Genomic DNA, 21,905 nt, shown 5'->3' on the forward strand with positions numbered 1-21,905 from the left:
GGCGTAGATAACCAAATCAATGGTCACTGCATTCTAAAATAGCATTGAACACGGCAATGACGAGGCATGTAAGAAAAAATTCTCGTGATCCGGGCTATTCGGCCAAGAAACGTGCCGCGGCATTGACCTCCTCCGGGCGCAATTCGTGGCCGCCATGGTGCCATAGAAGCTCGGCGCGGGCGCCGGCGCCCTTCAGATAGGACATAAGCCGCTGCGTCGTGCTCGGCGGACAGATCGGATCTTCCCGCCCGGCAGTCACCAAGACGCGCGTACGGAACTCCGTGCCGCCGATTTGCGGCTTGAAGGGAATGAGCGGATGCATCAGCACCACGGTCTCGAACAGCGTCGGATCAGCGAAAACCACGCTTGCGAGGATGTTGGCCCCGTTTGAATAGCCGAGCCCGACAACTTTCTCAGGTCTTTGCTCGGCAATATGGGCGCGGACGAAATCGCTCATCTTGTCCGTCGCGCGCGCAAGATCCTCCATGTCGTAGATACCTTCGTCATGGCGCCGGAAGAAGCGATTGGCGCCATGTTCCTCCACGTCCCCGCGGGGCGCCACGACCCCCGCATCGGGCAGAACCGAATGCGCTATCGGCAGGAGTTGCATCTCGTCCCCACCGGTACCGTGAAACAAGAATAGCAGGGGGGCGCCGGTCGCCGCCGGGATCGCTTGATGATGATAGGTATCGACGCCCATCTTGCGTCATCCGTCGAGCGGAGGCAGGTGGTTTTCCAGATGCTCCTGCAGATGCGCGTGCTGGCGAGGCAGCTTCAGAGCTGCACCCAGATTATCGATGTCCTCGTCACGCGCAAATCCTGGCTCGTTGGTAGCGATTTCAAAGAGGACACCGCCAGGTGAGCGAAAATAAATCGAGAGAAAATAGTCGCGGTCGATGACCGGGGTCACCGAATAGCCTTCCCCGACGAGCGCCTCGCGTACCGAAAGCTGCGCTTCAGCGTTCTCGACGGCAAAGGCGATGTGATGCACCGAACCGGCACCCTGTCGGGCCGGGGCACCACCGCTGCTGGTCTCCAGTTCGACAATATCCGCGCCATTGCCGCCTGCATGGCGCATGCGCACGGCTCCATTCTCCTCACCGGAAACGGAAAAACCCATCATCTCGAGCAGCGCGCGTGTGGGTGCAACATCCCGGAGCGTCATTGTCGCACAATGGAAGCCGCGGATGGCATGCTTCGCCGGAATACCTGCACCGTGCCACGGCTCACGCTCGTCTCCCGCAACCTCGGCCAGGGCGAAATCGTCATCATTGATCCCCTGGAAAAAAAGCCGCTCTTCACCGAACGTAGAGGCTCGGCGCACGCCGCTGACGGTGTTTGCCGCGAGGTGCTTCTCCCAGAATGCCAGGCTACCCACGGGGACCGAGAAAACGACGGTGCGAACTTCGCCGGCGCCGCGACCACGGGCCGCAATATTCGGAAACGGGAAATAGGTCATCACCGTGCCGGGACGGCCGACGCGATCGGCGTAATATAGGTGATAAACATCCGGTGCGTCGAAATTGACGGTCTTCTTGACCCGGCGCAAACCAAGCACCCGTGTGAAGAAGCCATCGGTGGCCGCGGCATCCTTGGCCAAGGAGGTGATGTGATGAATGCCTTTGATGGTATCACGCATGTGAGTTCCTCCAGAACGACGGGTAGAAGGACAGCATTCCCGTCATTGGAGCATCCATTTACAAACAGCGGAACCAGGCTTTTGCGAACACGACGTTTCCAGTTATGAAACAATAAAAAACAATTGAAAAACAGCGGCCCCGCCGATTGGCGGGGCCGTGTTAAGATTACTCAGACTGAAGAAGCATCTGGTCGCGCTGCTCGGCATAGGTCGCCTGGTCATACTCAGGCTGTGCGTCGAGCTGCTCCTCGGTGAACTGGGTGTAGAGATAAAGGTCACCGTTCTCGTCAGTCATGAAGGCGAGGTTGTCGATCGACAGAGCAACTTCCTTCTGGCCGATTCCGAGGAAACCGCCGACATCGACGATCACCGCGTCGACATCACCTTCGGGCGTCAGGATAACATCGCCGATCTCGCCGACGCTCTCTTCATTGGAGCCGTAGACGGTGGTGCCGGTGAGATTCTCGGCGCGCACCTGATCAGGCTGTGCCTGCTGCAGCGTGCTCTGATCGACGGCAGCGGTCTGCATCTCGTCCGTCGAATCCTGATTCTGCCCCTGCTCATCCGTCTGGGCAGTCTGCTCTGTGACCTGGACATCGACGTCCTGATCTTCATTGGCCGTCCCGGTGTCGGACTGCGCAGTCTGCTCATCCTCGGCAGTGGTATCCTCAACAGCGACCCTGTCGCCAGTTTCCTCCGTCGTCTGCTGGTCGTCCGTCTGAGCGGTCGTCTGCTGGTCGCCCGTCTGAGTCTGCTGGTCGTCCGTCTGAGCGGTCGTCTGCTGGTCACCCGTCTGGGTCTGCTGGTCGTCCGTCTGAGCGGTCGTCTGCTGGTCACCCGTCTGGGTCTGCTGGTCGTCCGTCTGAGCGGTCTGCTCCGTGACCTGGACATCCGTGCCCTGATCAGCGGCGACGTCCTGGTCGGCCTCTACATCCTGTTGCGAGTCCGTCGAAGCGGTTTCGCTGTCTTGATCACCTTCGAGCGGCGAGACATCGGCTTGTTGGTCCGTCTGCTGCCCATCCTGGTTCTGCGGCGCGGATGCGAGGTCATCCCGTGAGGCCGGGGTCGTCTCGGCAACATCGGCGTCGGCAGGCATAGGCCGGAACGCTGTCCGGTCGAATTCAGGCTGGCTTTCCAGCGCGTCGGCTGTCGTTTCTACGACAATCCTGCGTTCGCCGTCTTGCTGCTCTTCCCACTGAACGACATCATATTCGAGAGCGACCTCTTTCTGGCCGATGCCCAGAAAGCCGCCGACACCGACAACGATAGCCTCGATATTGCCGTCGTCGTTTATGATCATATCCGTGACGTCGCCGATGTTTTCGGCTTCATCACCCGTGCCGTTGTAGACAGCTTCACCCATCAGGTTGGAAGCCAGATGCCCTTCGGCACGGACACTCATTTCCTGTTGCTGGTTTTGATTCTGGACAGGCTCCTCGCCCGTCGTCGTCTGCGCCACGGCACCAGTTGCTACGAGAGTGGCAATAGCGGTGGTCGCCAAAAGATTACGGATCATGTTAAGCTCTCCACGTGCAATTTTCTGTACATGGCCGCGCATCCGACCGAGTCTAGCAGTGAGGATCGGGTGTGCGGTCATCACACTCAACAACGCCGACACTCTCAAACGGTTCCCGTCCGGCTCTGCTGGCGGGGAAAGCCACCGTTGGGGAGGTGCGCGTTGAGGCTTGGTGCTTCCGCCTCGGCCACGCGCGTCGATTATTGAGAGGAGAATGCGGAATGGCTCCGCATCCCCATCCTCAGTCCTGCTGTTCCAGGCCCTGAGGCCCGTCGACCGGAGTCTCGGTCGATTGCTCCGTTTCAACAGGCTGATTCTCGTCGATGACGACGCCGTAAATTTCGACAATGGCCCAAACGATGCCAGCCATTACAAGGCTCGCGATGAGAACCAGTAGAATTGGAAAGCCTTCGCGTCCCTGACGCGCTTTCTTCCGGGGCATTTTGTCGTTCATGATTCCCTTCTCCTGCACAAACGCGGGTCAGGTCAGTCACTCATCGCGTTTCGAAGGATCCACTCCGCTCCGTCCGAATTCGCGGTAGGCCGCGTATCCGGCGATACCAGCCAGCCCCATGAGCACCGCTGCCACGCCGCCTTTCTTGCTGAGCAAGGCTGGAAGCATCGCCATCGCCGAAGCACCCGCCATCATGCTGGCATCGGCCGCGCGCTTGCGCTGCTGCGCACGCCGCTGCGCCCCGGCGAGAATCCGGTAAGCGACGTAGACAAGAAGCGCGAGCAGCAGGAAGCCGACCGCAAACCCAATGGCCGATTCGATAGCGCCCCAATGGATGGCGGCCGCCAGATATCCCGCAAGGATCAAGAAGACGAACGCCAGGAGCGCTGCCGCGCCCACGAGCGCATATGCGATCACTGCCGCCTTGAGGCGCCGTTTGACAACCGCTGCCTCGTCGGTGGCGAGCAGGGCAAAAAGCCGGGCAAGCATCCCGGCCCCTAGCGGCGGGTCATCATTGCGAACAGGTACCCGACGCCGGCTGCGATTGCCAGCGCGGTAAGCGGCTTCTCCCGCACGGTTTCAGTCAGGTTGTCCTGAAACTCCGTCGCTGAATCCTGAAATTGCTCGGCGCTCTCCTGGGCCGCCTTCCGAGCGCGCGAGATCGAACGGGTGCCGGTCTCCTTCAGATGCTCCGAGAGCTGACCGATATCCTTGCGGAGCTGCTCGATATCCGCCTGCATGTCGCGCATATCCGTTTGCGCACTGGTATTTTCCCGGGTCGTCTTTGCGCCGGTAGCTGCCATGGTCCTCTCCTTACTGTTTTCCGCGAGTTGAACGCTTCACCGGCGCCGATGTTCCCTGGCTGGTCCGCAGCAGCTTTGTGCAATGCCTGCTTCTACCCCTCAAGGGCGAAGCGATGGCGGCCGATCCAGATCACGCGACGGCGGGTGAGTTGGTCACCTGGACGGCGATTGCGTCAGGGCCGAAATCATTTTCCCCCTCGATCCCGAGGATATCCGCCAATCGGCTGCGGGCCCGGCTGACACGACTCTTGATCGTGCCGACGGCGCAGCCGCAGATCTCGGCGGCTTCTTCATAGGAAAAGCCGGATGCGCCAATGAGGATGATGGCTTCGCGCTGGTCCTCGGGGAGCAGCGCCAACGCCTTTCGAAAGTCGGTCAGGTCGGACGATCCGTCCTGACTCGGATGGACGGAGAGGCGGGCCGTGATGGCCCCGTCGCTGTCTTCCACCTCTCGCTTGCGTTTGCGCATTTGCGAATAGAACTCGTTGCGGAGGATCGTGAACAGCCACGCTTTCAGATTCGTGCCTTGCTGAAAACTGTCCTGTTTGTCCCATGCTTTGACCAGCGTTTCCTGAACGAGATCATCCGCACGATCGGTATTCTTCGCCAAGGATACGGCGAACGCACGTAGCGTCGGCACCGCAGCCAGAAGGCCGTCGCGGAAACTCTGTGCGCTGGACATACTCAATCCTCATTTGCATCCGGACGGGAGGGCTCCTGGTGTTCGAGCGCCTCTAGTAACTGGCTGAAGCGATCGGGAACCTCGTCGGAAACCAACTCGTCGTAATACTGTTTGAGCTTTCGGGCGATCTCGGAGTTCGTCCCCATCGGCTCTGCAGGGTGGGAGCCTCTCGACCCTTCCCTTTTCTCCGGATTGCGATGTGCCATTTGTTCTTTGTTACCGGCTTCGTCCTCCAAATCGCTGAGCACCTTTGTCATTGTCACATCTTTGCCTGCTTTATTTCGCAATTCGAACCTTAACGGTCGCGCCCAGAAATTTGTTCCCGATCATGAGGAACTTTTTTCCGGCAGTGGCGTTACGGTGCCATTGTGGCCTAATTTTCGGATAACATCCATCAAGTCGAGGGAGATGAACTCAGCATGAGCTTGTCGGCAAGAATCGCTCCGCATTTGCCTTACCTGCGCCGGTTTTCACGGGCGGTTTCCGGATCCCAGACGAGCGGCGATGCTCTGGTCGCCGCAACGCTTGAAGCGCTCATCGCTGATACGTCCGTCTTTCCGAAAGCCTCCAACGATCGTATCGCGCTTTTCAAGCTTTTTGCGCAACTGTTTGGAACGTTCGAAATCCGCATTCCCGAAGCGCAGCCGACTGCTGCCTGGGAACAAAGGGCGATTGCAAACCTCTCGTCTCTCGCGCCGCAGCCCAGGCAAGCATTTCTCCTGATTGCGGTGGAGGGCTTCGAAACGGACGAGGCCGCTGAGATCCTGGACGTGGACGAACAGCGGCTAAACGCTCTCCTCAAGGAGGCCAGCGACGAGATTTCCCGTCAGGTGGCCACCGACATAATGATCATCGAGGATGAGCCGCTGATCGCAATGGATATCGAGGAACTGGTCGAAAGCCTCGGTCATCGGGTGGTCGGCACGGCCCGAACTCACGACGAGGCGATGAGCCTCTTCAAGCAGACCAGTCCTAGCATGGTTCTTGCCGACATTCAGCTTGCCGACGGCAGTTCCGGAATTGACGCCGTGAACGACATCCTCGCCTCTACCCCGGTTCCGGTCATATTCATTACCGCGTTCCCCGAGCGGCTTTTGACCGGCGAACGGCCCGAGCCGGCTTTCCTCGTGACGAAGCCGTTTAACCCGGACATGGTCAAGGCTTTGATCAGTCAGGCTCTTTTCTTCGATCAACAGGCCCGAGCCGCGGCCTGAAGCACCCAGTCACGACACGACGACCTCCCAGAAACAAGCCGCCTACGGGCGGCTTTTTCTCTGGAACCAACAAGAAGGGGCGGCGTTGGGATGAGGAACGAACGGAGGCGCCAAGAATGCTATATTGGGCATTGATATTCCTAGTCGTGGCTATCATCGCCGGTGTATTGGGCTTTGGCGGTATCGCGGGCGCAGCGGCCGGTATCGCGCAGATTTTGTTTTATATTTTCCTGGGCCTTCTGGTGATTTCTCTCTTGTTCGGCCTGTTTAATCGGGCACGCTGACCCGTACCGAACGACTCAATCCAGGGGAATGGATATGATAAACAGCCCCGAGGACGCCGCCCGGCTCGCCATGGGCGACCCCGATTCCAACGACCCGCTGCCACCCGGACCGAACTATGGTCCCTTCGGCTATTTTCGCTTGGCAATCTTGATTTTCGCGGCGGTCGTAGCGGTTCTCACGGTCATCAATCTGTGGTGATCAGGCAGCAGCTGTCTGCAGCGCCCCGGGGCCAGGAATGGCGCCCGGCGGGCACTTGCCGAGAATGATCATGCCGAGCACCTCATCCTCGGTGACATCCTTTGTGGAGCCGGTTCCCACGACCTGACCGTTCTTCATCACCACCACCCGATCCGCCAAGTCGAAGACGTCATGAATATCGTGGCTGATCAGGAAGATGCCGATCCCGTCCTGCTTTAGCTGGCGCACCAGATCCGAGACTTGCTTCGTCTCCTGCGGGCCGAGTGCCGCGGTTGGCTCGTCCATGATGAGAATGCGCGCGTTGAAATGGATCGCGCGCGCAATGGCAACGGACTGGCGCTGCCCGCCGGAAAGGCGGCTCACCGGATCCTTGAACCGCTGAAAACGCGGGTTTAGCCGGGCCATGACCTTGCGTGTTTCCGACTCCATGGCAACGTCGTCGAGCGTACCCCAGGCTGTCCTCAGCTCACGCCCGAGGAAGAGATTGGCGGCGGCGTCGACATTATCGGCAAGCGCCAGCGTCTGGTAGATCGTTTCGATCCCGTATGCCTTCGCATCTCGTGGATTATTGATCTGCGCCTCCTCGCCATTGACGAAGATCGTTCCCGCATCGCGCTTGTAGGCACCCGAAAGAATCTTGATCAGCGTCGACTTGCCCGCCCCATTGTGACCAACGAGAGCAACGACCTCGCCGACGTGCAGGTCGACGGAAGCATCCTCTACGGCATGGATGCCGCCGAAGGCGATCGAGATGTTTTCCATCTGCACCAGTGGTGTCTTCTCAGCCATCGTGCTGTCTCCCTACTGGGTGCGCTTGCGGTAAAGGGTATCCAGCCATACCGCGACGATCAGCACAGCGCCCACAACGATATTCTGCAAAGGCGTGTCGACGCCCAAAAGGATCATACCAGTCGCCAGAGATTGCATCAGCACCGCGCCGATCATGGCGCCAGCGATTGTTCCCACGCCGCCGCCGAGCGAGGTGCCCCCGATGACGGCGGCAGCGATCACCAGAAGCTCATCGAGCGTACCTTGCGCGTTGGTCGCCGCGTTGAGCCGCGCGGTGGAAATGGCCGAAGCCACCGCGGCCAGGACTCCCATGAGGATGAAGACCTTCATCACCACCCAGCGCGTATTGATACCGGCAAGCTCCGCTGCTTCCGGATTGCCGCCGATGGCGAAGACATAGCGGCCAAAGCGGGTGCGCATCGCAAGGAATGTCATGACGATGCCGATGCCGATTGCAATCAGGACCGGTACGGCGATGCCGTGAGCGATAAACAGCCCGCCATCAGGAACCGGAATGTTGTTTGCCTCGGCATAGCGGCGGGCGATCGCAGACGGCCACGGATAAGAATTGACGACGGCGACGGCGCCCAGAATGAATGCACAGCCGACTGTTCCAAGAAAGCCTTCCGCCCACAAAGGGCGAAGTGGGAAATGAAATTTGCTTCGCTGCCGGCGCGCCTGCACCAGCATCCCGACAAGCGCAACGCATGCCACGATTCCGACGACCCAGCTCCAGAAGGCACCAATGGCGCCGCCGGGACCACCGCCCATAAGGCGGAACAGTGGATCCATCGGGGCGACCGTGCGTCCGCTGGTAACCCACCAGGCTGCACCGCGCCAGATCAAGAGACCGCCCAGGGTCACGATAAATGCCGGCACGCCGAGGAAAGCGATGATGAAGCCCTGCAGAGCGCCGATCAGAGCGCCCGCAAGAAGGCCAACGGCGAGCGCTATGATCCAGATCGCTGGATGTCCGAAGCCGAGCCAATCCGGGAGCAGCGATGTCTGCGTCACGCCCATGATCATGCCGACGAAGCCGAGCAACGACCCCACAGACAGGTCGATGTTCCGCGTAACAATGACCAGCACCATACCCGTGGACATAACCGCCACCGAGGCGGACTGAACGGAAAGATTCCACAGATTGCGCGGGGTCAGAAAAAGACCGCCGGAAAGGAGATGAAAGCCGAGCCAGATGATGGCCAGCGCGCCGAGCATGCCCAACATCCGAGTATCAAGCTCAGTGGCCTTCAAGAAACGGCTAGGCAGACTGCTGTTTGTAGTTGATGCGCCCTGCTCGGGCGCACTGGACGTAACGTCCGTCATTTCGACAAACTCCAGGCGGGACGGCAGTATGTCATACGGTCCGCTTGTAAAAACGCCGCGGCCCGCATGGGCCGCGGCGCTCGTTTACCAAAGCTGGCTTATTCGCAGACGTCAACGGTGCCGGGCTGAACTCCCTGACACACGACGTCCTTGGATACCCAGCCGGCGTCGATCACAACGTCGAGATTATCCTGCGTAATCGGAATGGGCTCGAGGAAGAGCGATGTCATCTCAACACCGTTCGGACCGTCGGACCAGGTCTCGGCACCCTCGATATCTTCCATCGCGGTGCCTTCAGCCAATTGGTTGGCTATCTGTGCGGCTGCCTTGCCGAGATCGCGGGCATCCTTCCAGACGGAGACGGTCTGTGTGCCGAGCGCTATGCGGTTGAGAGCGGCATGATCGCCGTCCTGACCCGAGACCGGGACGGAGCCCGCCAGCCCCTGCGCCTCCAGCGCGGCGATAACGCCGCCGGCTGTGCCGTCGTTGGACGCGACCACCGCATCCACCTCGTTATTGTTGGCGGTCAGTATCTGTTCCATGTTGCGCTGCGCGTTGGCAGGCAGCCAACCGTCCGTGTAAGCCTCGCCGACATTCACGATCTCGCCCGACTCGAGCGCGTCCTCCAGGACTTCCATCTGACCTTCGAACAGGAAATCGGCGTTCGGGTCGGCCGAGGAGCCTTTGATGAAGGCATAATTGCCCTCCGGCTGCGCTTCATAGACGGCCCGCGCCTGCATGCGACCGACTTCCTTATTGTCGAAGGTGAGATAGAAGGCGTTCTGGTTCTCGATCAGGCGGTCATAGCCGACGACCGGGATGCCTTCGTTGACCGCACTCTCGACGGCAGGCCCAATGGCCGAAGAATCTTGCGCCAGAATGATGAGCGCATCGGCTCCCTGGGAAATCAGGGATTCCACATCGGTCAGCTGCTTGGATGCGGACGACTGGGCATCCGCCGAGATATAGGTGTTCCCGTCGGCCTCGATCTGCTCCTGCATCGCGGCTTCATCGGTCTGCCAGCGCTCCTCCTGGAAATTCGACCACGAGACGCCAATGGTCTTGCCCTCGGCGAAAGCAGCCGTGGACAGGGTCAGGGAAAGGGCTGTACCCGCCATAATAGCGGTGACGGTCTTCTTCATGATGTCCTCCCAATGTCGCGCGAGCGCAACAGATTCGGTTGTCCGGGAGGCTCTTTTTTTCGAGCCTCGAAAAAAAGAATGACGCAGCTTTCTGCCCGTGTCAATATGGCTCCAGGAAGGCGAAGTGAAGCCAAAGCGGTACGGCGAGGAGAAACAGTGATGGTGGGCGGTATCCGCCATTACGAAATGCGCAAGCGCAATCGGGCATTAGTGATTTCCGCCGTACGGAAAGCGGGTCAGTGTTCGCGCACGCAGATCGCACGCTTGACGGATCTCAGTCAGTCGACGATTTCGGCAATCGCATCCGACCTGCTGGACGAGAAGATCATGCGGCAGGCCGGCCAGGGCGAGGCAACGCCGGCGCGGCGGGGGAGGCCCCAAGTCGCGATCGAGCTTAACCCCGAGGCAGCCAGCGCCGTCTGCGTATATTTATCCTTCAACAACCTCTCGGCGGCACTCGTTGACTATTGCGGCCGCGTTATCGAACGGCAGGACACCCGGCTGTCGACGCTGGACGTCGGCCAACGGGAGCTCATGGACCTCGCTGCCTCGACGATCCGCTCGCTGATCGGCAATCGCGACAACGTTCTGCGTGTCGTCCTGGCGGTGCAAGGGATCACGGATTCGGATGGCCACGAGTTGCTGTGGTCGCCCATTACGCCGCACAATCATGTACCGTTCGGGCCTGCGCTCGAGGAGATTTTCGGGCTGCCCGTCATCGTGCAGAACGACTGCAACATGATAGCAGCAGCGCTGCGCTGGCACGATCCGCAGCGCTACGGCGACAATTTCGCCGCTATTCTTCTATCCGATGGCATCGGCATGGGGCTGATGCTGAACGGGCGATTGTTCACCGGCACACACTCCTCCGGCGGGGAGTTCGGCCACATGATCCACGAGCCCAACGGCGCGCTCTGCCGCTGCGGGCGCCAGGGCTGCATCGAGGCCTATGCCGGCACTTACGCAATCTGGCGTAAAGCACACGGCAGGAGCCCCATGGAAGAGCCCGTCGCCGATACGGAGCCTGAGCATATGGGGGCACTGGCACGGTGCGCGCGCAGCGGAGACGAGCGGGCCCTTGAGGCCTTCAATGAAGCCGGCCAGGCGATCGGCTTCGGCATCGGCAGCCTCTTCGCCCTGGTCGATCCCGCGCCCATTGTCATCGTCGGACAGGGAACGACAGCCATGGATATCCTGGAACCTGCGATAAGACGGGCGCTGGCCCGAACGGCCGGCGGACAGGACGCCGTCGACATCCCGATCGAGACGGAGCGCGAGGAGATTCCGCTGGTGCAGCACGGCTGTGCCATGACGGCCCTGACAGGCATAGATAACGACATTTTCGGACCCGCTCAGCGCGCGGAAACGAACGCGGCGCGGAGCGTAACGCGCAAGAGTGTCGCTTAAGTTTAAACCTACCTAAGCGTCGCGAATTGCATATCCGGCGCCCCGGATTGTGCGGATCACGTCGGGAAGGCGGCCGTGGTTAACCGCCTTGCGCAGCCGGCCGACATGCACGTCCACCGTGCGCTCGTCGATATAGATCGTCTCGCCCCAGACGTTGTCGAGCAACTGGCTGCGCGAGAAGACGCGGCCGGGATGCTGCATCATGAATTCAAGCAGGCGGAACTCCGTCGGCCCGAGGCGGATCTCGTTCTTGCGCCTATAGACGCGGTGGGATTCACGGTCCAGCGTTATATCGCCCACTTTCAGCACCGTGGAGAGGACCTCGGGCTTTGCGCGCCTGAGGAGCGCCCGCACGCGCGCGATAAACTCGGGCGTGGAGAAAGGTTTCACCAGATAGTCGTCCGCACCTGTGGAAAGGCCGCGAACGCGATCGGTTTCCTCGCCGCGGGCGGTCAGCATAATGATCGGGAGGCGCTCCGTCTCCGCGCGCATCCTGAGCCGGCGGCAGAGCTCGATACCGGAGACGGCGGGAACCATCCAGTCCAGAACCAAAAGATCGGGCACATTCTCCTGCAGGCGCAGTTCTGCCTCGTCGCCGCGCGTGATCACCTCGACCTCGTAACCCTCGGCCTCGAGATTGTAACGCAGGAGAACGCACAGCGGCTCGTCATCCTCGACGACCATAATTTTGGGCACGATCATGGCATGATCCTCCGCAGACTATGAGCCAACAGTCATCTGCGTCTCGTCCAGCTTCGGCCGCTGCACGGGAAGCTGCTCGCCGGTGACAACATAATACGCGTTCTCCGCGATGTTGGTGACATGGTCACCGATCCGCTCGAGGTTCTTGGCGCAGAACAGCAGATGCGTACAGGCCGTTATGTTCCTCGGATCCTCCATCATGTAGGTAAGGAGCTCGCGAAACACCGAGGTGTACTGGATGTCGATCTTCTCGTCCTCGTCCCTGAGCTTTGTCAGAGCCTCGTGGTCGCGCTCGACATAACGTTCGACGACGAGCTTCACCTGCCCCAGCACCATTTCGGCCATTGTATCGATCGAATGGGCGAGGCTGCGCGGCGTTGCGCTTTCGCCGACCGCTCCGACGCGTTTGGCGATGTTCTTGGCAAGATCGCCGATGCGTTCGAGGTCCGCGGCCATCCGAATGGCGCCCACCACGGCACGCAGATCCTGCGCCATGGGCTGGCGTTTCGCGATCAGCGTGATCGCGCACTCATCCAGCTCCCTCTGCTTGGCATCCATGATGGTGTCGTCCGAGATCACGCGTTGCGCCAGCGCATTGTCGGAATTGAGCAGGGCACGGGTGGCCGATTGGGTCATTACCGCGGCGAGGTCGCCCATCTCGTGAATGAGACGGTCGATGTGTTGCAATTCCTCGTCGAACGAGGCGACGATGTGCTCGGCCATGGATCCATTCCTCTCGAAACTGGCAGCGATCAGCCGAACCGGCCGGTGATATAATCTTGAGTGCGCTTGTCCTCGGGATTGGTGAACATCTTGTCGGTCGGCCCTTCCTCGACGAGATTGCCGAGATGGAACATGGCCGTCCGCTGGGACACGCGCGCCGCCTGCTGCATCGAGTGAGTTACGATCACGATCGTATAATTCTGGCGCAGCTCATCGATAAGCTCTTCCACCTTGGCAGTGGCGATCGGGTCGAGCGCCGAGCACGGCTCGTCCATCAGGATGACTTCCGGCGAGACGGCAATGGCACGCGCGATGCACAGGCGCTGCTGCTGGCCGCCCGAAAGGCCGGTCCCCGGCTCGTGGAGGCGGTCCTTCACCTCATCGAACAATCCCGCCTTCTTGAGACTGGTCTCGACAACGGCATCCATCTCGCTCTTCGAGCTTGCCAGCCCGTGAATGCGCGGTCCGTAGGCGATGTTCTCATAGAGAGATTTGGGGAAGGGATTCGGCTTCTGGAACACCATGCCAACGCGGGCACGCAGTTCCACCACGTCGATGCGCGGATTATAGATATCCTCGTCATCCAGCGTAATCTCGCCGGCCACGCGACAGATCTCGATCGTATCGTTCATACGATTGAGGCATCGCAGGAAGGTCGACTTTCCGCAGCCGGAAGGACCGATCAAAGCCGTCACCTGGTTTTGCCGGACATCGAGGTTTACGTCGAACAGCGCCTGCTTTTCTCCATAGAAGACGTTCACCCCCGATCCCCGCATCTTGCAGACTTCGGTCTCGGGTGTCTCCTGGAGGGCGTTTTCGACGGCAGCATCTGTCAACATGTTCATATCCCTCAACTCCGTTACCAGCGACGTTCAAACCGTTGCCTGAGAAAGATGGCCAGCGCATTCATGAAGATCAGGAACCCCAGAAGCACAAGGATAGCGGCCGATGTGCGCGAAACGAAGCCGCGTTCCGGGCTGTCTGCCCATATGAAAATCTGCGTTGGCAAGGCTGTCGCCGGATCCATGATACCACCAGGCGGCGAGGTCAAAAAGGCATTCATTCCAATGAGCAGAAGCGGCGCGGTTTCGCCCAGGGCCTGTGCAAGGCCGATGATCGTGCCCGTCAGGATGCCCGGTATGGCCAGCGGCAGCACGTGATGCAGGATCACCTCGTGCTTGGAGGCACCGATGCCGAGCGCGGCCTCCCTGATGGATGGTGGGATTGATTTCAGCGAGGCGCGCGTAACGATGATTATCGTCGGCAGCGTCATCAGCGACAAGACAAGGCCGCCAACCAGAGGCGCCGAGCGCGGCAAGCCAAAGATCTGGATGAAAACGGCCAGTCCCAGCAGACCGAAAACGATGGACGGAACGGCGGCCAGGTTGTTGATGTTGACCTCGATGAGATCGGTCCAGCGGTTCTTCGGGGCGAACTCCTCGAGATAGATCGCCGCTGCGATGCCGACCGGGAAGGAAATGGCGAAGCAGACGAGAAGCGCGTAGAACGAGCCCACGACAGCCCCCGCCAGACCGGCCAGTTCCGGAAAGCGGCTGTCAGCATTGATGAACAGGCCCCAGTTGAAGGGAGTCGAAACCAGGCCGCGTTCTTCCAGCGATTCGAACAGTGCAATCTCCTCATCCGAGACGCGGCGGCGGTTCTCCGGCAGATCGCGGTCGATGACGCCCTTGTTGAGCTGATCGTACGGATCCGACGCCGGAATCTCGAGCGTGAAGGTCTGACCAATCACCTCCGGATGCGAGACGACATAGTTGCGCACGATATTCGTGGCACCATTCGAGAGAATGTTGGAGGCCGTGCGCAGTGCGGCCGGATCGTCGATCCCGGGAAAGAGCCCCTGGACCGAATTTGAGACCACTGCGCGGAAATCGCCCGATGCCGGATTGTCCGCCGGTATGTCATCGGGATCAGCCGTGAAGGTGACGGCAATCTTTGTTTGGAGAAAGGCTGTGTGGCCGGTAATCACCAATGAGGTGATCAGAATGCCCAGCAGACCGATGGCCGTGAGGATTGAGATCAGCCCGTAGAGCCGCAGGCGGCGATCCGCCGCGTAGCGGCGCTTGCGCCTTGCCGCTGCCTCCGGAGAGGACCAGTCGAACGGTTTGGGAGCGATGGAGGTCGTTTCTGACATGGACCTACTCGTATTTCTCGCGATAGCGGCGCACGATGCGCAACGCCAGCACATTCAGGCAGAGGGTTGCGACGAACAGGACAAGCCCAAGCGCGAATGCCGAAAGCGTCTTGGGATTGTCGAAGGACGTATCGCCGATCAGGAGCGTCACGATCTGAACGGTGACGGTCGTTACGCCATCAAGCGGGTTTGCGGTCAGCGTGGCCGTCAGCCCCGCGGCCATCACCACGATCATGGTTTCGCCGATGGCCCGGCTGGCGGCAAGCAGGACGCCTCCCACGATGCCCGGCAAAGCGGCTGGCAGTAGCACGCGCTTGATCGTCTCGGCTTTCGTCGCACCCATGGCGAAAGAGCCGTCGCGCATGGATTGCGGCACGGCCCTGAGCGCGTCGTCGGAAAGCGACGAGATGAACGGGATCAGCATGATACCCATGACGCCGCCGGCCGCTATCGCGCTGTTGGGCGAGATCGACAGGCCCATGAGACCGCCGGCTTCCCGGATGGCCGGTGCGACGGTCAGCACTGCGAAGAAACCATAGACGACTGTCGGCACGCCGGCGAGGATCTCCAGAATTGGCTTGACGACCTTGCGAACCCGGTCGTTGGCAAACTCAACCAGGTAAACCGCCGAGAACAGACCGATCGGAATGGCGACGATGAGAGCGATGGAGGCAATCAGCAAGGTGCCCGTAAAGACCGGAACCGCGCCAAAGGCGCCGGTACCGGCAACCTGATCGTCGCGAATAGCGATCTGCGGCTCCCAGTTGAGGCCGAAGAAGAACTCGTGCGGCGGCACGAGCCGGAAAAACTGTATGGCTTCATAGGTCAGCGAGACAATGATGCCGATGGTCACGAGGATGGCGGCAACCGCCGAGGCGATCATCACGACATCGAGTGCGCCCTCGAAATTCTGGCGGGCGCGGAAGCGCGGAGCTAACCGCGAGCGGGTGAGGAAAAGCGCTAACGCTGCAGCCGCCAGCGCGACGACCGTCATGGCCCAATGGGCGATCACCTGCCAGCGCTGATAGCGCTCGGCAGCCGCCTCGATTTCAGGCGACGGCTCGGCGAAGATGCGCCCGGCGGCAACATTTTTGACTTCACTCAGATAAAGCGACAGTTGGGAAGCGGATGCCCCCTCCGTGAGGCTGGGCGGAAACGAGGCCACAAGCAGCCGGTCGATAATGGCGTCCTGAAAGAGCAGCCAGAGAATGACCAGAATGAGAGCCGGCAATCCAACCCAGACCGCGGCGAACGCGCCGTGATAGATAGGACGGGAATGAACTTCGCTCCCATGCGCGGCGACGAATCGGCTTGCTGTCGAGCGCCCGGTGTAGAAGGCGATAAGGGACAGCACCAGAATGGTAAGAAACAGATATCCGGTCACGGCTGCCTGCGTGCGGTTGGAACTCGATTGTCACGCCGCGCGAACAATGTCCGCGCGGCGTGATGGCTGATTTCAAATCAGTTGGTGTAACGCGTCATGTCATCGCCGTTAGTGGCGGCGTTGCGCACTTCTTCACGGCGCTCGTCGGAAAGCGGGATGAGACCGCGCTCCTCAAGATAGCCGCCGGGCCCCATCGCTTCCTCGGAAACATACTCTGCGACGAACTCCTGGAGACCCGGAATGACACCGCGATGCGCGTTCTTCACATAGAAGAAAAGCGGACGGGAAACCGTATAGCTTTCGTCGGCGATGGTCTCGGGAGACGGCTGCACGCCCTCGATCGCGACGGCTTTCAGCGTGTCCTGGTTCTCATAAAGGAAGGAGTAGCCGAAAATGCCGAGCGCATTCTCGTCGGCCTGCAGGCGCTGAACGATAAGGTTGTCGTTCTCGCCGGCCTCGACGAAGGGACCGTCCGTCCGCATGCGCTGACAGACTTCGTCCTTACGATCGCCTTCGAGAGCGTTGATGGCCTCGAATTCCTCGCAGCCCGCTTCCATGACGAGCTCGACGAACGCGTCACGCGTGCCTGAGGTCGGAGGGGGACCGAAAACGGTGATTTCGCTATCCGGCAGCGAAGGATCGATCTCGCTCCAGTTGGTGTAGGGATTGTCCACGACCTCGCCATCGACCTCGACCTGCGCGGCGAGCGCCTGGAAGATCTGAGCCTTGGTCAGGTCAATGTCCGGGCCTTCGACCGAGTGCGCAATGGACAGACCGTCGGAACCGATCTGAACCTCGGTGACGCTCTCAACGCCGTTTTCCAGGCAAAGCTCGTACTCGCTCTCCTTCATGGCGCGCGAAGCACCGGTGATGTCCGGATGGTCCTCACCGACGCCTCCGCAGAAGATCTGCATGCCACCGCCCGTGCCGGTGGACTCGGTGACCGGCGCCTGGAAATCGGTGGTGTTGCCGAACTCTTCCGAAACGGCCTGGGTGTAAGGGAAAACGGTGGATGAGCCGACGATGCGAATTTGGTCGCGCGCAGCGGCGGCACCGACGGACATGGTCACGGCGAGCGCCGACACCGATGTCGCAAGGATGATCTTCTTCATGGAGCCTACTCCTGTTCGGAATTCGTGGTGACGCCTGTTTCAAGTGGCGTCGGGAGTGGCCTTAAAGGTCCTATGTAACAATTCGATGACAGTTCGATGTCAGGCCCGTAAAGATCGACAGATCTGCCCCGGGTGGTCGCTATCACGCGGAACCCGTCCGCTTCTCCTCCGATTCCGCTATCCAGTGCTCAATCTTCTCGATGAGCATGTTCGGACTGATGGGCTTGGACAGATAGTCGTCCATTCCCGCATCCAGGCAGCGCTCGCGATCGCCCTTCAGGGCATGTGCGGTCACGCCGACGATAGGCACGTGCCCGCCTTCTTCGATTTCCATTCGGCGGATCGCCTCGGTGGCCTCTAGTCCGTTCATTTTAGGCATGGAGACATCCATCAGGATAAGAGCCGGCCTGGCGGCGGTAAAGGCTTCGACCGCTTCCTCACCGTTGTTGGCAATCTTGTAAGGCCAGCCCCGCTCGTCGAGCACCTGTCGGAAAACGAGCTGGTTCACTTCATTGTCTTCAGCGACGAGAATACCGCCCTCCGGCCTGTTTTCCTTCGGCCAGTCTGCACGACCGACGGGCACGGTCTCCTGCTTGTGCGAAACAGCAGATGCCTCCGCATTGTCCCGGCCTGGCGCGTCGTGCCCGTGTTCGGCACTTCCCGTGCCGGACGTGCGATGTTTTTGAATAGTCTCCACAAGGCACTCCAGAAGATGGGACGCGCGAGCGGGTTTGATAAGCTGTGCATCAACTGCCAGATCATGTGAGGCAGCATGCGATAGCGACTGGTCAACCGAGCTCAGGAAGATGATTGGAGTATTCGCTAAGGCCACGTTGGCGCGAATGGAGCGCGCCGTCTCCACCCCATTCATCCCCGGCATTTGAAAGTCGACAACCGCGCAATCCACCCGAAGCCCCAACTTTGCCGCTGCCTCAAGCACTTTCAGACCCTCCGCGCCGCTACTGGCCGCACAAGCGTCGAAACCCCAGTGCTCCATCTGCTCCGAGAGAATCGTGCGGTTGACGTCATTGTCGTCGATCACAAGCACGCGTGCGCCTGTGACGTCCCATGGCGCGACCCGGGCCTTCTCGGCGCCTTCCGCATTCGGCAGATGCAGAGTGAACCAGAAGGTAGATCCTTGCCCTTCCTCGCTTTCCACTCCGATTTCGCCGCCCATCAGCGCCACGAGCCGTGACGTGATCGCGAGACCCAGCCCTGTTCCCTCGTGCCGCCGGGTGGAGGAGGAATCGACCTGGCTGAACTGGTCGAAAATACTCTTGAGCTTATCCTGCGGAATGCCGATGCCGCTGTCGCTGACACGTATATGCAATCGCGTCGTGCTTCCGCCCGCAGCCTCACCGGAGACATCCACGAGCACATGGCCCCGATCGGTGAACTTGACGGCGTTGCCCAGAAGATTCGTGACGATCTGTCGAATGCGCCCGACATCACCCACATACTCCTCGGGGAGCGACGGATCGACACGCACCACCAACTCCAGGTCCTTCTCCTTGGCCCGTGAGGAGATCAGCGTGGCCACATCCTCCATGGCTTCGGCCAGGTTGAAGGGCTGCGGAACGAGCACGAGCTGCCCGGCGTCGATCTTTGAGAAATCCAAGATGTCGTTGATGATGGTCAGCAGTGCATTGCCCGACTTGGTAACGATGTCTGTGAAGGTCTTCTGCTTCTGCGTCAGCTCGGTCTTGGCCAATAGCTCGGTCATGCCCAGAACACCGTTCATGGGCGTGCGGATCTCATGGCTCATATTGGCGAGGAACTCGGATTTGGCACGGTCGGCCAGTTCCGCTTTCTCGCGCGCCTCACGCAGCTCCGCCTCGCGTTTTTTCAGCTCCGTCACGTCCATCGTCGAGCCGATCAGATACAGCGAGCCATCGGAGGCTACCAGAGCGTCCTTCTGCGCGATCTGGTGGCGCGGTTCCCCGTCAGGTCCGGTCAGAGTCTCTTCGATGACCTGCCGCTCGCGGGTGCGCAGGACGGCGAGGTCCCCTTCCACGAAAGCCTCGGCCTCTTCGCCAAAGAGCTCCTTGTCGGTCTTACCGATCGCCTCTTCCGCCGGTATGCCGAGCAGGTCGCTCCAGCTCTTGTTGACATACATCAGCTTCAGGTCCGGGCGCTTGGCGTAAATCGAGACCGGCACGTTGTCGACGAGGTTCCGGAAAACCTCGTTTTCACGCATGCTTTCCTTCAGTTCCTGCTCACGCTGCTTTAGCTCGGTGATATCGACGCGAACGCCGACAAAGGTGCCGTCCTCCTGCCGTGTATTGATCACCTTGAACCAACGACCATCCGGATTACGGCGCTCGGAGAGTTTGTAGCGCTGGTGGTAGTGCTTCGCGTATTCTTCAATCCAAGCTTCGCGATCCGTCTCGTAAAGCTTGTCGATATCCCCGTCGCCGCTTTCACGGAAATACCCGGCGTCGTGGGCAACTTCGAGCGCTTCGCGCAACGACCTTCCCGGCTGCATTATGGGAGCCAAAGCCGGCAGCGCATCGTGGATTTTCCGATTGCCGAGCACGAAACGATCATGCCGATCGTAGATGATCACACCCGCCGGCAGCGTCTCCAACACGAGAGCGAGTTGGGCGCGCGCCTCCTCGGCCTCCTGTTCGCGCCGCTGAAGCTCGGAAAGATCCGAATTTTGCGACTGGTCTGCAGGCAGGAGATGAGTCATGTCCCGCCCTACGCCGCGATAGCCTTCGAAACTGCCGTCCGCGCTGAAATGCGGCACGCCGGCAATGGACAAAAGCCTGGAACGGCCTTCGCTGCCTTGCAGCTCGAAAAGGTGATCGCGAAAGGGTGCAAACGCCTTCAATGCAGAGAGTGTCGCGGGATCACGGCCTTGCACAATCCGTTTCAGGCGGTCGATGCGCACCGTTCCGATAAACGGCGACGGATCTATTCCCGTTATCACACGGAAACCGTCAGAAACCCAGGTCAGCCGCAGCTCGCAATCGCAGTGCCAGAACCAGTCGGCCGTCAGGCCGGCGAGCTCGGCCAGAGCTTCTTCCGGCAGGTGACCGGAATTCCCCTGTACAGGCCTTCCTGCCACGACCGTCCCCGTTGCTGGCAGATCGGCTGCAGCTTCCGCGAACCTGCTTTCCTCGCCCTTGGTCCCCACGGATTTCTCCCAAAGCCTCGCAGTGCAAGCATGGCGGGGAAGCGTTAACGTTTGGCTAAGCTTAATAGCAGGCTAATAAACGGTCCCCGTCACCGCTTCTTGCACGGGTTGGAACAGGCTGCGGTGGACGGTCACTCCTCGATCGCCTGCACCTCATATCCCGCCTCACGGAACAGGGCGACAAGCCCCCTCTCGCCGGGCAGATGCATCGCCCCCACTGCGATGAATGCGCCACCCTCTTCCAGCAGCGGCATGGCACGCTCGGCCATCACCTCATTGCGCCGCTCAATCATCAGCCGGTCGAACTCGGCATAACCGTCCGTGTTCTGACCCGCTTCCACGAGAAGGCGGTCTAGCACGGGGCGGAACATCCCGGTTTCGCCGTCAAGATAGAGAACCATTATCGTTTCGATAAAGTCCTCGACACCATCGCCGAGTTCAAGGACGCCGACCAGCGCTTCCATATGAAGTTCCATGGGAAGCGAGGCCATCGCCGAGAGCTGCTCATGCGCTGTTTCCAGACCGACCAGATTCTTGCCCGTCTCATGTGCCTCCTGCGCAAGCTTCTGGTCGAGCATGACCGCTCCGCTTTCACGTCGGTGCAGCTCGCATGCCGGTAGCGAAATGAGCGAACTGAGCATCCACGGCTTCATTTTGACAACGGCTTGCAGGGGCACGCCACGCTCGGCGAGTCCCTCCTGCACGATCATGCGTTCCTTGGTATCGAGATAGTCGGTCAGGCGCTCGTCGCCCAGAAACATTGTCAGCTCGGGCTCTTCCGCAAGGGCAGCGCGCATCGATGCCTCGTCCAGGATGTCCGTGGTCTCCACCGCTATCGTGCGCGCGCCGCCAAACGCCTCCCGCGCCGCCTCTGACATGGCGACCACGCGCGGATCCGTGACGTGCATGGTGCCGAAAAGATATGATGGCGGAGCATCTCCCGTGCTTTCAATGCGCCATAAAAGTCCTTTCCCGTTGGGTGTTTCCGCCGCCTCCCGCCTCAAGCGCTCCAGGAGAGCAGGGTTCTCCGCCGCCAGTGCCTTGACCAGATCATCACCTTCACAGGCAACTTCGCTATCCTGAGCATGGGCGGCGGAGGTCAAAAGACCACCCGCCGCCAGGGAAAGCGCGAACAGAAAATGTCTCGCGATGGCGAGCCAAAACCGGGCAAGGCGGCCGGCGCAATCAAAGATCCGTTTCAGGTTCATAAGGGCGGGCTCCGATTACCAAGCGGAAGT

23 protein-coding genes are annotated in these 21,905 nt (G+C 60.3%); 4 read left to right on the top strand and 19 right to left on the bottom strand.

All coding sequences use genetic code 11. The features are described from left to right. Positions 1-94: 94 nt before the first annotated feature. From LY631_RS00300 to LY631_RS00335, 8 genes are all read right to left on the bottom strand, one after another. Positions 95-700, bottom strand: coding sequence for an alpha/beta hydrolase (locus LY631_RS00300; RefSeq protein ID WP_274423118.1), 606 nt, complete (start codon positions 698-700; stop codon positions 95-97). A gap of 6 nt (positions 701-706) precedes the next feature. Next, complete coding sequence (locus tag LY631_RS00305) at positions 707-1,639, bottom strand: VOC family protein (RefSeq protein ID WP_274423119.1); 933 nt, start codon at positions 1,637-1,639, stop codon at positions 707-709. 166 nt (positions 1,640-1,805) lie between these two features. Then, the gene (locus tag LY631_RS00310; protein ID WP_274423120.1) at positions 1,806-3,155 is read right to left on the bottom strand and encodes a PRC-barrel domain-containing protein; all 1,350 of its coding nucleotides are present in this window, start codon (positions 3,153-3,155) and stop codon (positions 1,806-1,808) included. Between the two features lie 241 nt (positions 3,156-3,396). Beyond that, positions 3,397-3,609 carry a hypothetical protein gene (locus tag LY631_RS00315; RefSeq protein WP_274423121.1) on the bottom strand — a complete coding sequence of 71 codons (213 nt, stop codon included), beginning with the start codon at positions 3,607-3,609 and terminating at the stop codon, positions 3,397-3,399. A gap of 36 nt (positions 3,610-3,645) precedes the next feature. Next, positions 3,646-4,098, bottom strand: coding sequence for a hypothetical protein (locus LY631_RS00320; protein WP_274423122.1), 453 nt, complete (start codon positions 4,096-4,098; stop codon positions 3,646-3,648). A gap of 8 nt (positions 4,099-4,106) precedes the next feature. Beyond that, positions 4,107-4,412, bottom strand: coding sequence for a DUF883 family protein (locus tag LY631_RS00325; protein ID WP_274423123.1), 306 nt, complete (start codon positions 4,410-4,412; stop codon positions 4,107-4,109). Positions 4,413-4,542: 130 nt separating this feature from the next. Continuing rightward, on the bottom strand, positions 4,543-5,094 hold the full coding sequence (locus LY631_RS00330) for a sigma-70 family RNA polymerase sigma factor (protein WP_274423124.1): 552 nt from the start codon (positions 5,092-5,094) through the stop codon (positions 4,543-4,545). Between the two features lie 2 nt (positions 5,095-5,096). Continuing rightward, positions 5,097-5,351: a NepR family anti-sigma factor gene (locus tag LY631_RS00335; RefSeq protein WP_445082811.1), complete on the bottom strand. Its 255-nt coding sequence runs from the start codon at positions 5,349-5,351 to the stop codon at positions 5,097-5,099. A 162-nt stretch (positions 5,352-5,513) separates the two neighbouring features. On the opposite strand from LY631_RS00335, the gene LY631_RS00340 reads away from it, so the two are divergent. The 3 genes from LY631_RS00340 (at position 5,514) to LY631_RS00350 (ending at position 6,791) form a co-directional block, all read left to right on the top strand. After that, a complete protein-coding gene (locus tag LY631_RS00340; RefSeq protein ID WP_274423125.1) occupies positions 5,514-6,308 on the top strand; it encodes a response regulator in 795 nt (264 codons plus the stop codon). A 116-nt stretch (positions 6,309-6,424) separates the two neighbouring features. Further along, complete coding sequence (locus LY631_RS00345; RefSeq protein WP_274423126.1) at positions 6,425-6,592, top strand: DUF1328 domain-containing protein; 168 nt, start codon at positions 6,425-6,427, stop codon at positions 6,590-6,592. A gap of 34 nt (positions 6,593-6,626) precedes the next feature. Beyond that, positions 6,627-6,791, top strand: a complete 165-nt coding sequence (locus LY631_RS00350) for a hypothetical protein (RefSeq protein ID WP_274423127.1) — start codon at positions 6,627-6,629, stop codon at positions 6,789-6,791. On the opposite strand, the gene LY631_RS00355 is transcribed toward LY631_RS00350, so the two are convergent. The 3 genes from LY631_RS00355 to xylF form a co-directional block, all read right to left on the bottom strand. After that, positions 6,792-7,580, bottom strand: coding sequence for an ATP-binding cassette domain-containing protein (locus tag LY631_RS00355; protein WP_274423128.1), 789 nt, complete (start codon positions 7,578-7,580; stop codon positions 6,792-6,794). 12 nt (positions 7,581-7,592) lie between these two features. Next, positions 7,593-8,906: a sugar ABC transporter permease gene (locus LY631_RS00360; RefSeq protein WP_274423129.1), complete on the bottom strand. Its 1,314-nt coding sequence runs from the start codon at positions 8,904-8,906 to the stop codon at positions 7,593-7,595. Between the two features lie 98 nt (positions 8,907-9,004). Continuing rightward, entirely contained in the window at positions 9,005-10,048 is a 1,044-nt protein-coding gene (gene xylF, locus LY631_RS00365; protein ID WP_274423130.1) for a D-xylose ABC transporter substrate-binding protein, read from the bottom strand. Between the two features lie 159 nt (positions 10,049-10,207). Between xylF and LY631_RS00370 the strand changes: the two genes are divergently transcribed. Further along, a complete protein-coding gene (locus LY631_RS00370; protein WP_274423131.1) occupies positions 10,208-11,455 on the top strand; it encodes an ROK family protein in 1,248 nt (415 codons plus the stop codon). A gap of 12 nt (positions 11,456-11,467) precedes the next feature. On the opposite strand, the gene phoB is transcribed toward LY631_RS00370, so the two are convergent. The 8 genes from phoB to LY631_RS00410 form a co-directional block, all read right to left on the bottom strand. Then, entirely contained in the window at positions 11,468-12,157 is a 690-nt protein-coding gene (gene phoB / locus LY631_RS00375; protein ID WP_445082812.1) for a phosphate regulon transcriptional regulator PhoB, read from the bottom strand. Positions 12,158-12,175: 18 nt separating this feature from the next. Next, positions 12,176-12,880 carry a phosphate signaling complex protein PhoU gene (phoU, locus tag LY631_RS00380; protein ID WP_274423132.1) on the bottom strand — a complete coding sequence of 235 codons (705 nt, stop codon included), beginning with the start codon at positions 12,878-12,880 and terminating at the stop codon, positions 12,176-12,178. Positions 12,881-12,909: 29 nt separating this feature from the next. Continuing rightward, the gene (gene pstB / locus LY631_RS00385; RefSeq protein WP_274423133.1) at positions 12,910-13,725 is read right to left on the bottom strand and encodes a phosphate ABC transporter ATP-binding protein PstB; all 816 of its coding nucleotides are present in this window, start codon (positions 13,723-13,725) and stop codon (positions 12,910-12,912) included. 14 nt (positions 13,726-13,739) lie between these two features. Next, positions 13,740-15,032 carry a phosphate ABC transporter permease PstA gene (gene pstA, locus LY631_RS00390; RefSeq protein ID WP_274423134.1) on the bottom strand — a complete coding sequence of 431 codons (1,293 nt, stop codon included), beginning with the start codon at positions 15,030-15,032 and terminating at the stop codon, positions 13,740-13,742. A 4-nt stretch (positions 15,033-15,036) separates the two neighbouring features. Beyond that, the gene (gene pstC, locus LY631_RS00395; RefSeq protein WP_274423135.1) at positions 15,037-16,416 is read right to left on the bottom strand and encodes a phosphate ABC transporter permease subunit PstC; all 1,380 of its coding nucleotides are present in this window, start codon (positions 16,414-16,416) and stop codon (positions 15,037-15,039) included. A gap of 77 nt (positions 16,417-16,493) precedes the next feature. Further along, on the bottom strand, positions 16,494-17,528 hold the full coding sequence (locus LY631_RS00400; protein WP_274423136.1) for a substrate-binding domain-containing protein: 1,035 nt from the start codon (positions 17,526-17,528) through the stop codon (positions 16,494-16,496). A gap of 142 nt (positions 17,529-17,670) precedes the next feature. Beyond that, a complete protein-coding gene (locus LY631_RS00405) occupies positions 17,671-20,667 on the bottom strand; it encodes a response regulator (protein ID WP_274423137.1) in 2,997 nt (998 codons plus the stop codon). Between the two features lie 131 nt (positions 20,668-20,798). Further along, entirely contained in the window at positions 20,799-21,875 is a 1,077-nt protein-coding gene (locus tag LY631_RS00410; protein WP_274423138.1) for a TraB/GumN family protein, read from the bottom strand. Positions 21,876-21,905 lie beyond the last annotated feature (30 nt).

The sequence above is a fragment of the Chelativorans sp. YIM 93263 genome, from assembly GCF_028767125.1.
GTDB lineage: Bacteria > Pseudomonadota > Alphaproteobacteria > Rhizobiales > Rhizobiaceae > Chelativorans.

Excerpts from the sequence above, each read along its gene's own strand:
- LY631_RS00330 (WP_274423124.1), bottom strand. The coding sequence starts at position 5,094 with ATGTCCAGCGCACAGAGTTTCCGCGACGGCCTTCTGGCTGCGGTGCCG.
- pstA (WP_274423134.1), bottom strand. The coding sequence starts at position 15,032 with ATGTCAGAAACGACCTCCATCGCTCCCAAACCGTTCGACTGGTCCTCT.
- LY631_RS00345 (WP_274423126.1), top strand. The coding sequence starts at position 6,425 with ATGCTATATTGGGCATTGATATTCCTAGTCGTGGCTATCATCGCCGGT.
- pstB (WP_274423133.1), bottom strand. The coding sequence starts at position 13,725 with ATGAACATGTTGACAGATGCTGCCGTCGAAAACGCCCTCCAGGAGACA.
- LY631_RS00320 (WP_274423122.1), bottom strand. The coding sequence starts at position 4,098 with ATGCTTGCCCGGCTTTTTGCCCTGCTCGCCACCGACGAGGCAGCGGTT.
- LY631_RS00310 (WP_274423120.1), bottom strand. The coding sequence starts at position 3,155 with ATGATCCGTAATCTTTTGGCGACCACCGCTATTGCCACTCTCGTAGCA.
- LY631_RS00340 (WP_274423125.1), top strand. The coding sequence starts at position 5,514 with ATGAGCTTGTCGGCAAGAATCGCTCCGCATTTGCCTTACCTGCGCCGG.
- LY631_RS00370 (WP_274423131.1), top strand. The coding sequence starts at position 10,208 with ATGGTGGGCGGTATCCGCCATTACGAAATGCGCAAGCGCAATCGGGCA.
- phoB (WP_445082812.1), bottom strand. The coding sequence starts at position 12,157 with ATGATCGTGCCCAAAATTATGGTCGTCGAGGATGACGAGCCGCTGTGC.
- LY631_RS00350 (WP_274423127.1), top strand. The coding sequence starts at position 6,627 with ATGATAAACAGCCCCGAGGACGCCGCCCGGCTCGCCATGGGCGACCCC.
- phoU (WP_274423132.1), bottom strand. The coding sequence starts at position 12,880 with ATGGCCGAGCACATCGTCGCCTCGTTCGACGAGGAATTGCAACACATC.
- LY631_RS00305 (WP_274423119.1), bottom strand. The coding sequence starts at position 1,639 with ATGCGTGATACCATCAAAGGCATTCATCACATCACCTCCTTGGCCAAG.
- LY631_RS00400 (WP_274423136.1), bottom strand. The coding sequence starts at position 17,528 with ATGAAGAAGATCATCCTTGCGACATCGGTGTCGGCGCTCGCCGTGACC.
- LY631_RS00355 (WP_274423128.1), bottom strand. The coding sequence starts at position 7,580 with ATGGCTGAGAAGACACCACTGGTGCAGATGGAAAACATCTCGATCGCC.
- LY631_RS00315 (WP_274423121.1), bottom strand. The coding sequence starts at position 3,609 with ATGAACGACAAAATGCCCCGGAAGAAAGCGCGTCAGGGACGCGAAGGC.
- LY631_RS00300 (WP_274423118.1), bottom strand. The coding sequence starts at position 700 with ATGGGCGTCGATACCTATCATCATCAAGCGATCCCGGCGGCGACCGGC.
- LY631_RS00335 (WP_445082811.1), bottom strand. The coding sequence starts at position 5,351 with ATGACAAAGGTGCTCAGCGATTTGGAGGACGAAGCCGGTAACAAAGAA.
- LY631_RS00325 (WP_274423123.1), bottom strand. The coding sequence starts at position 4,412 with ATGGCAGCTACCGGCGCAAAGACGACCCGGGAAAATACCAGTGCGCAA.
- xylF (WP_274423130.1), bottom strand. The coding sequence starts at position 10,048 with ATGAAGAAGACCGTCACCGCTATTATGGCGGGTACAGCCCTTTCCCTG.
- LY631_RS00410 (WP_274423138.1), bottom strand. The coding sequence starts at position 21,875 with ATGAACCTGAAACGGATCTTTGATTGCGCCGGCCGCCTTGCCCGGTTT.
- LY631_RS00360 (WP_274423129.1), bottom strand. The coding sequence starts at position 8,906 with ATGACGGACGTTACGTCCAGTGCGCCCGAGCAGGGCGCATCAACTACA.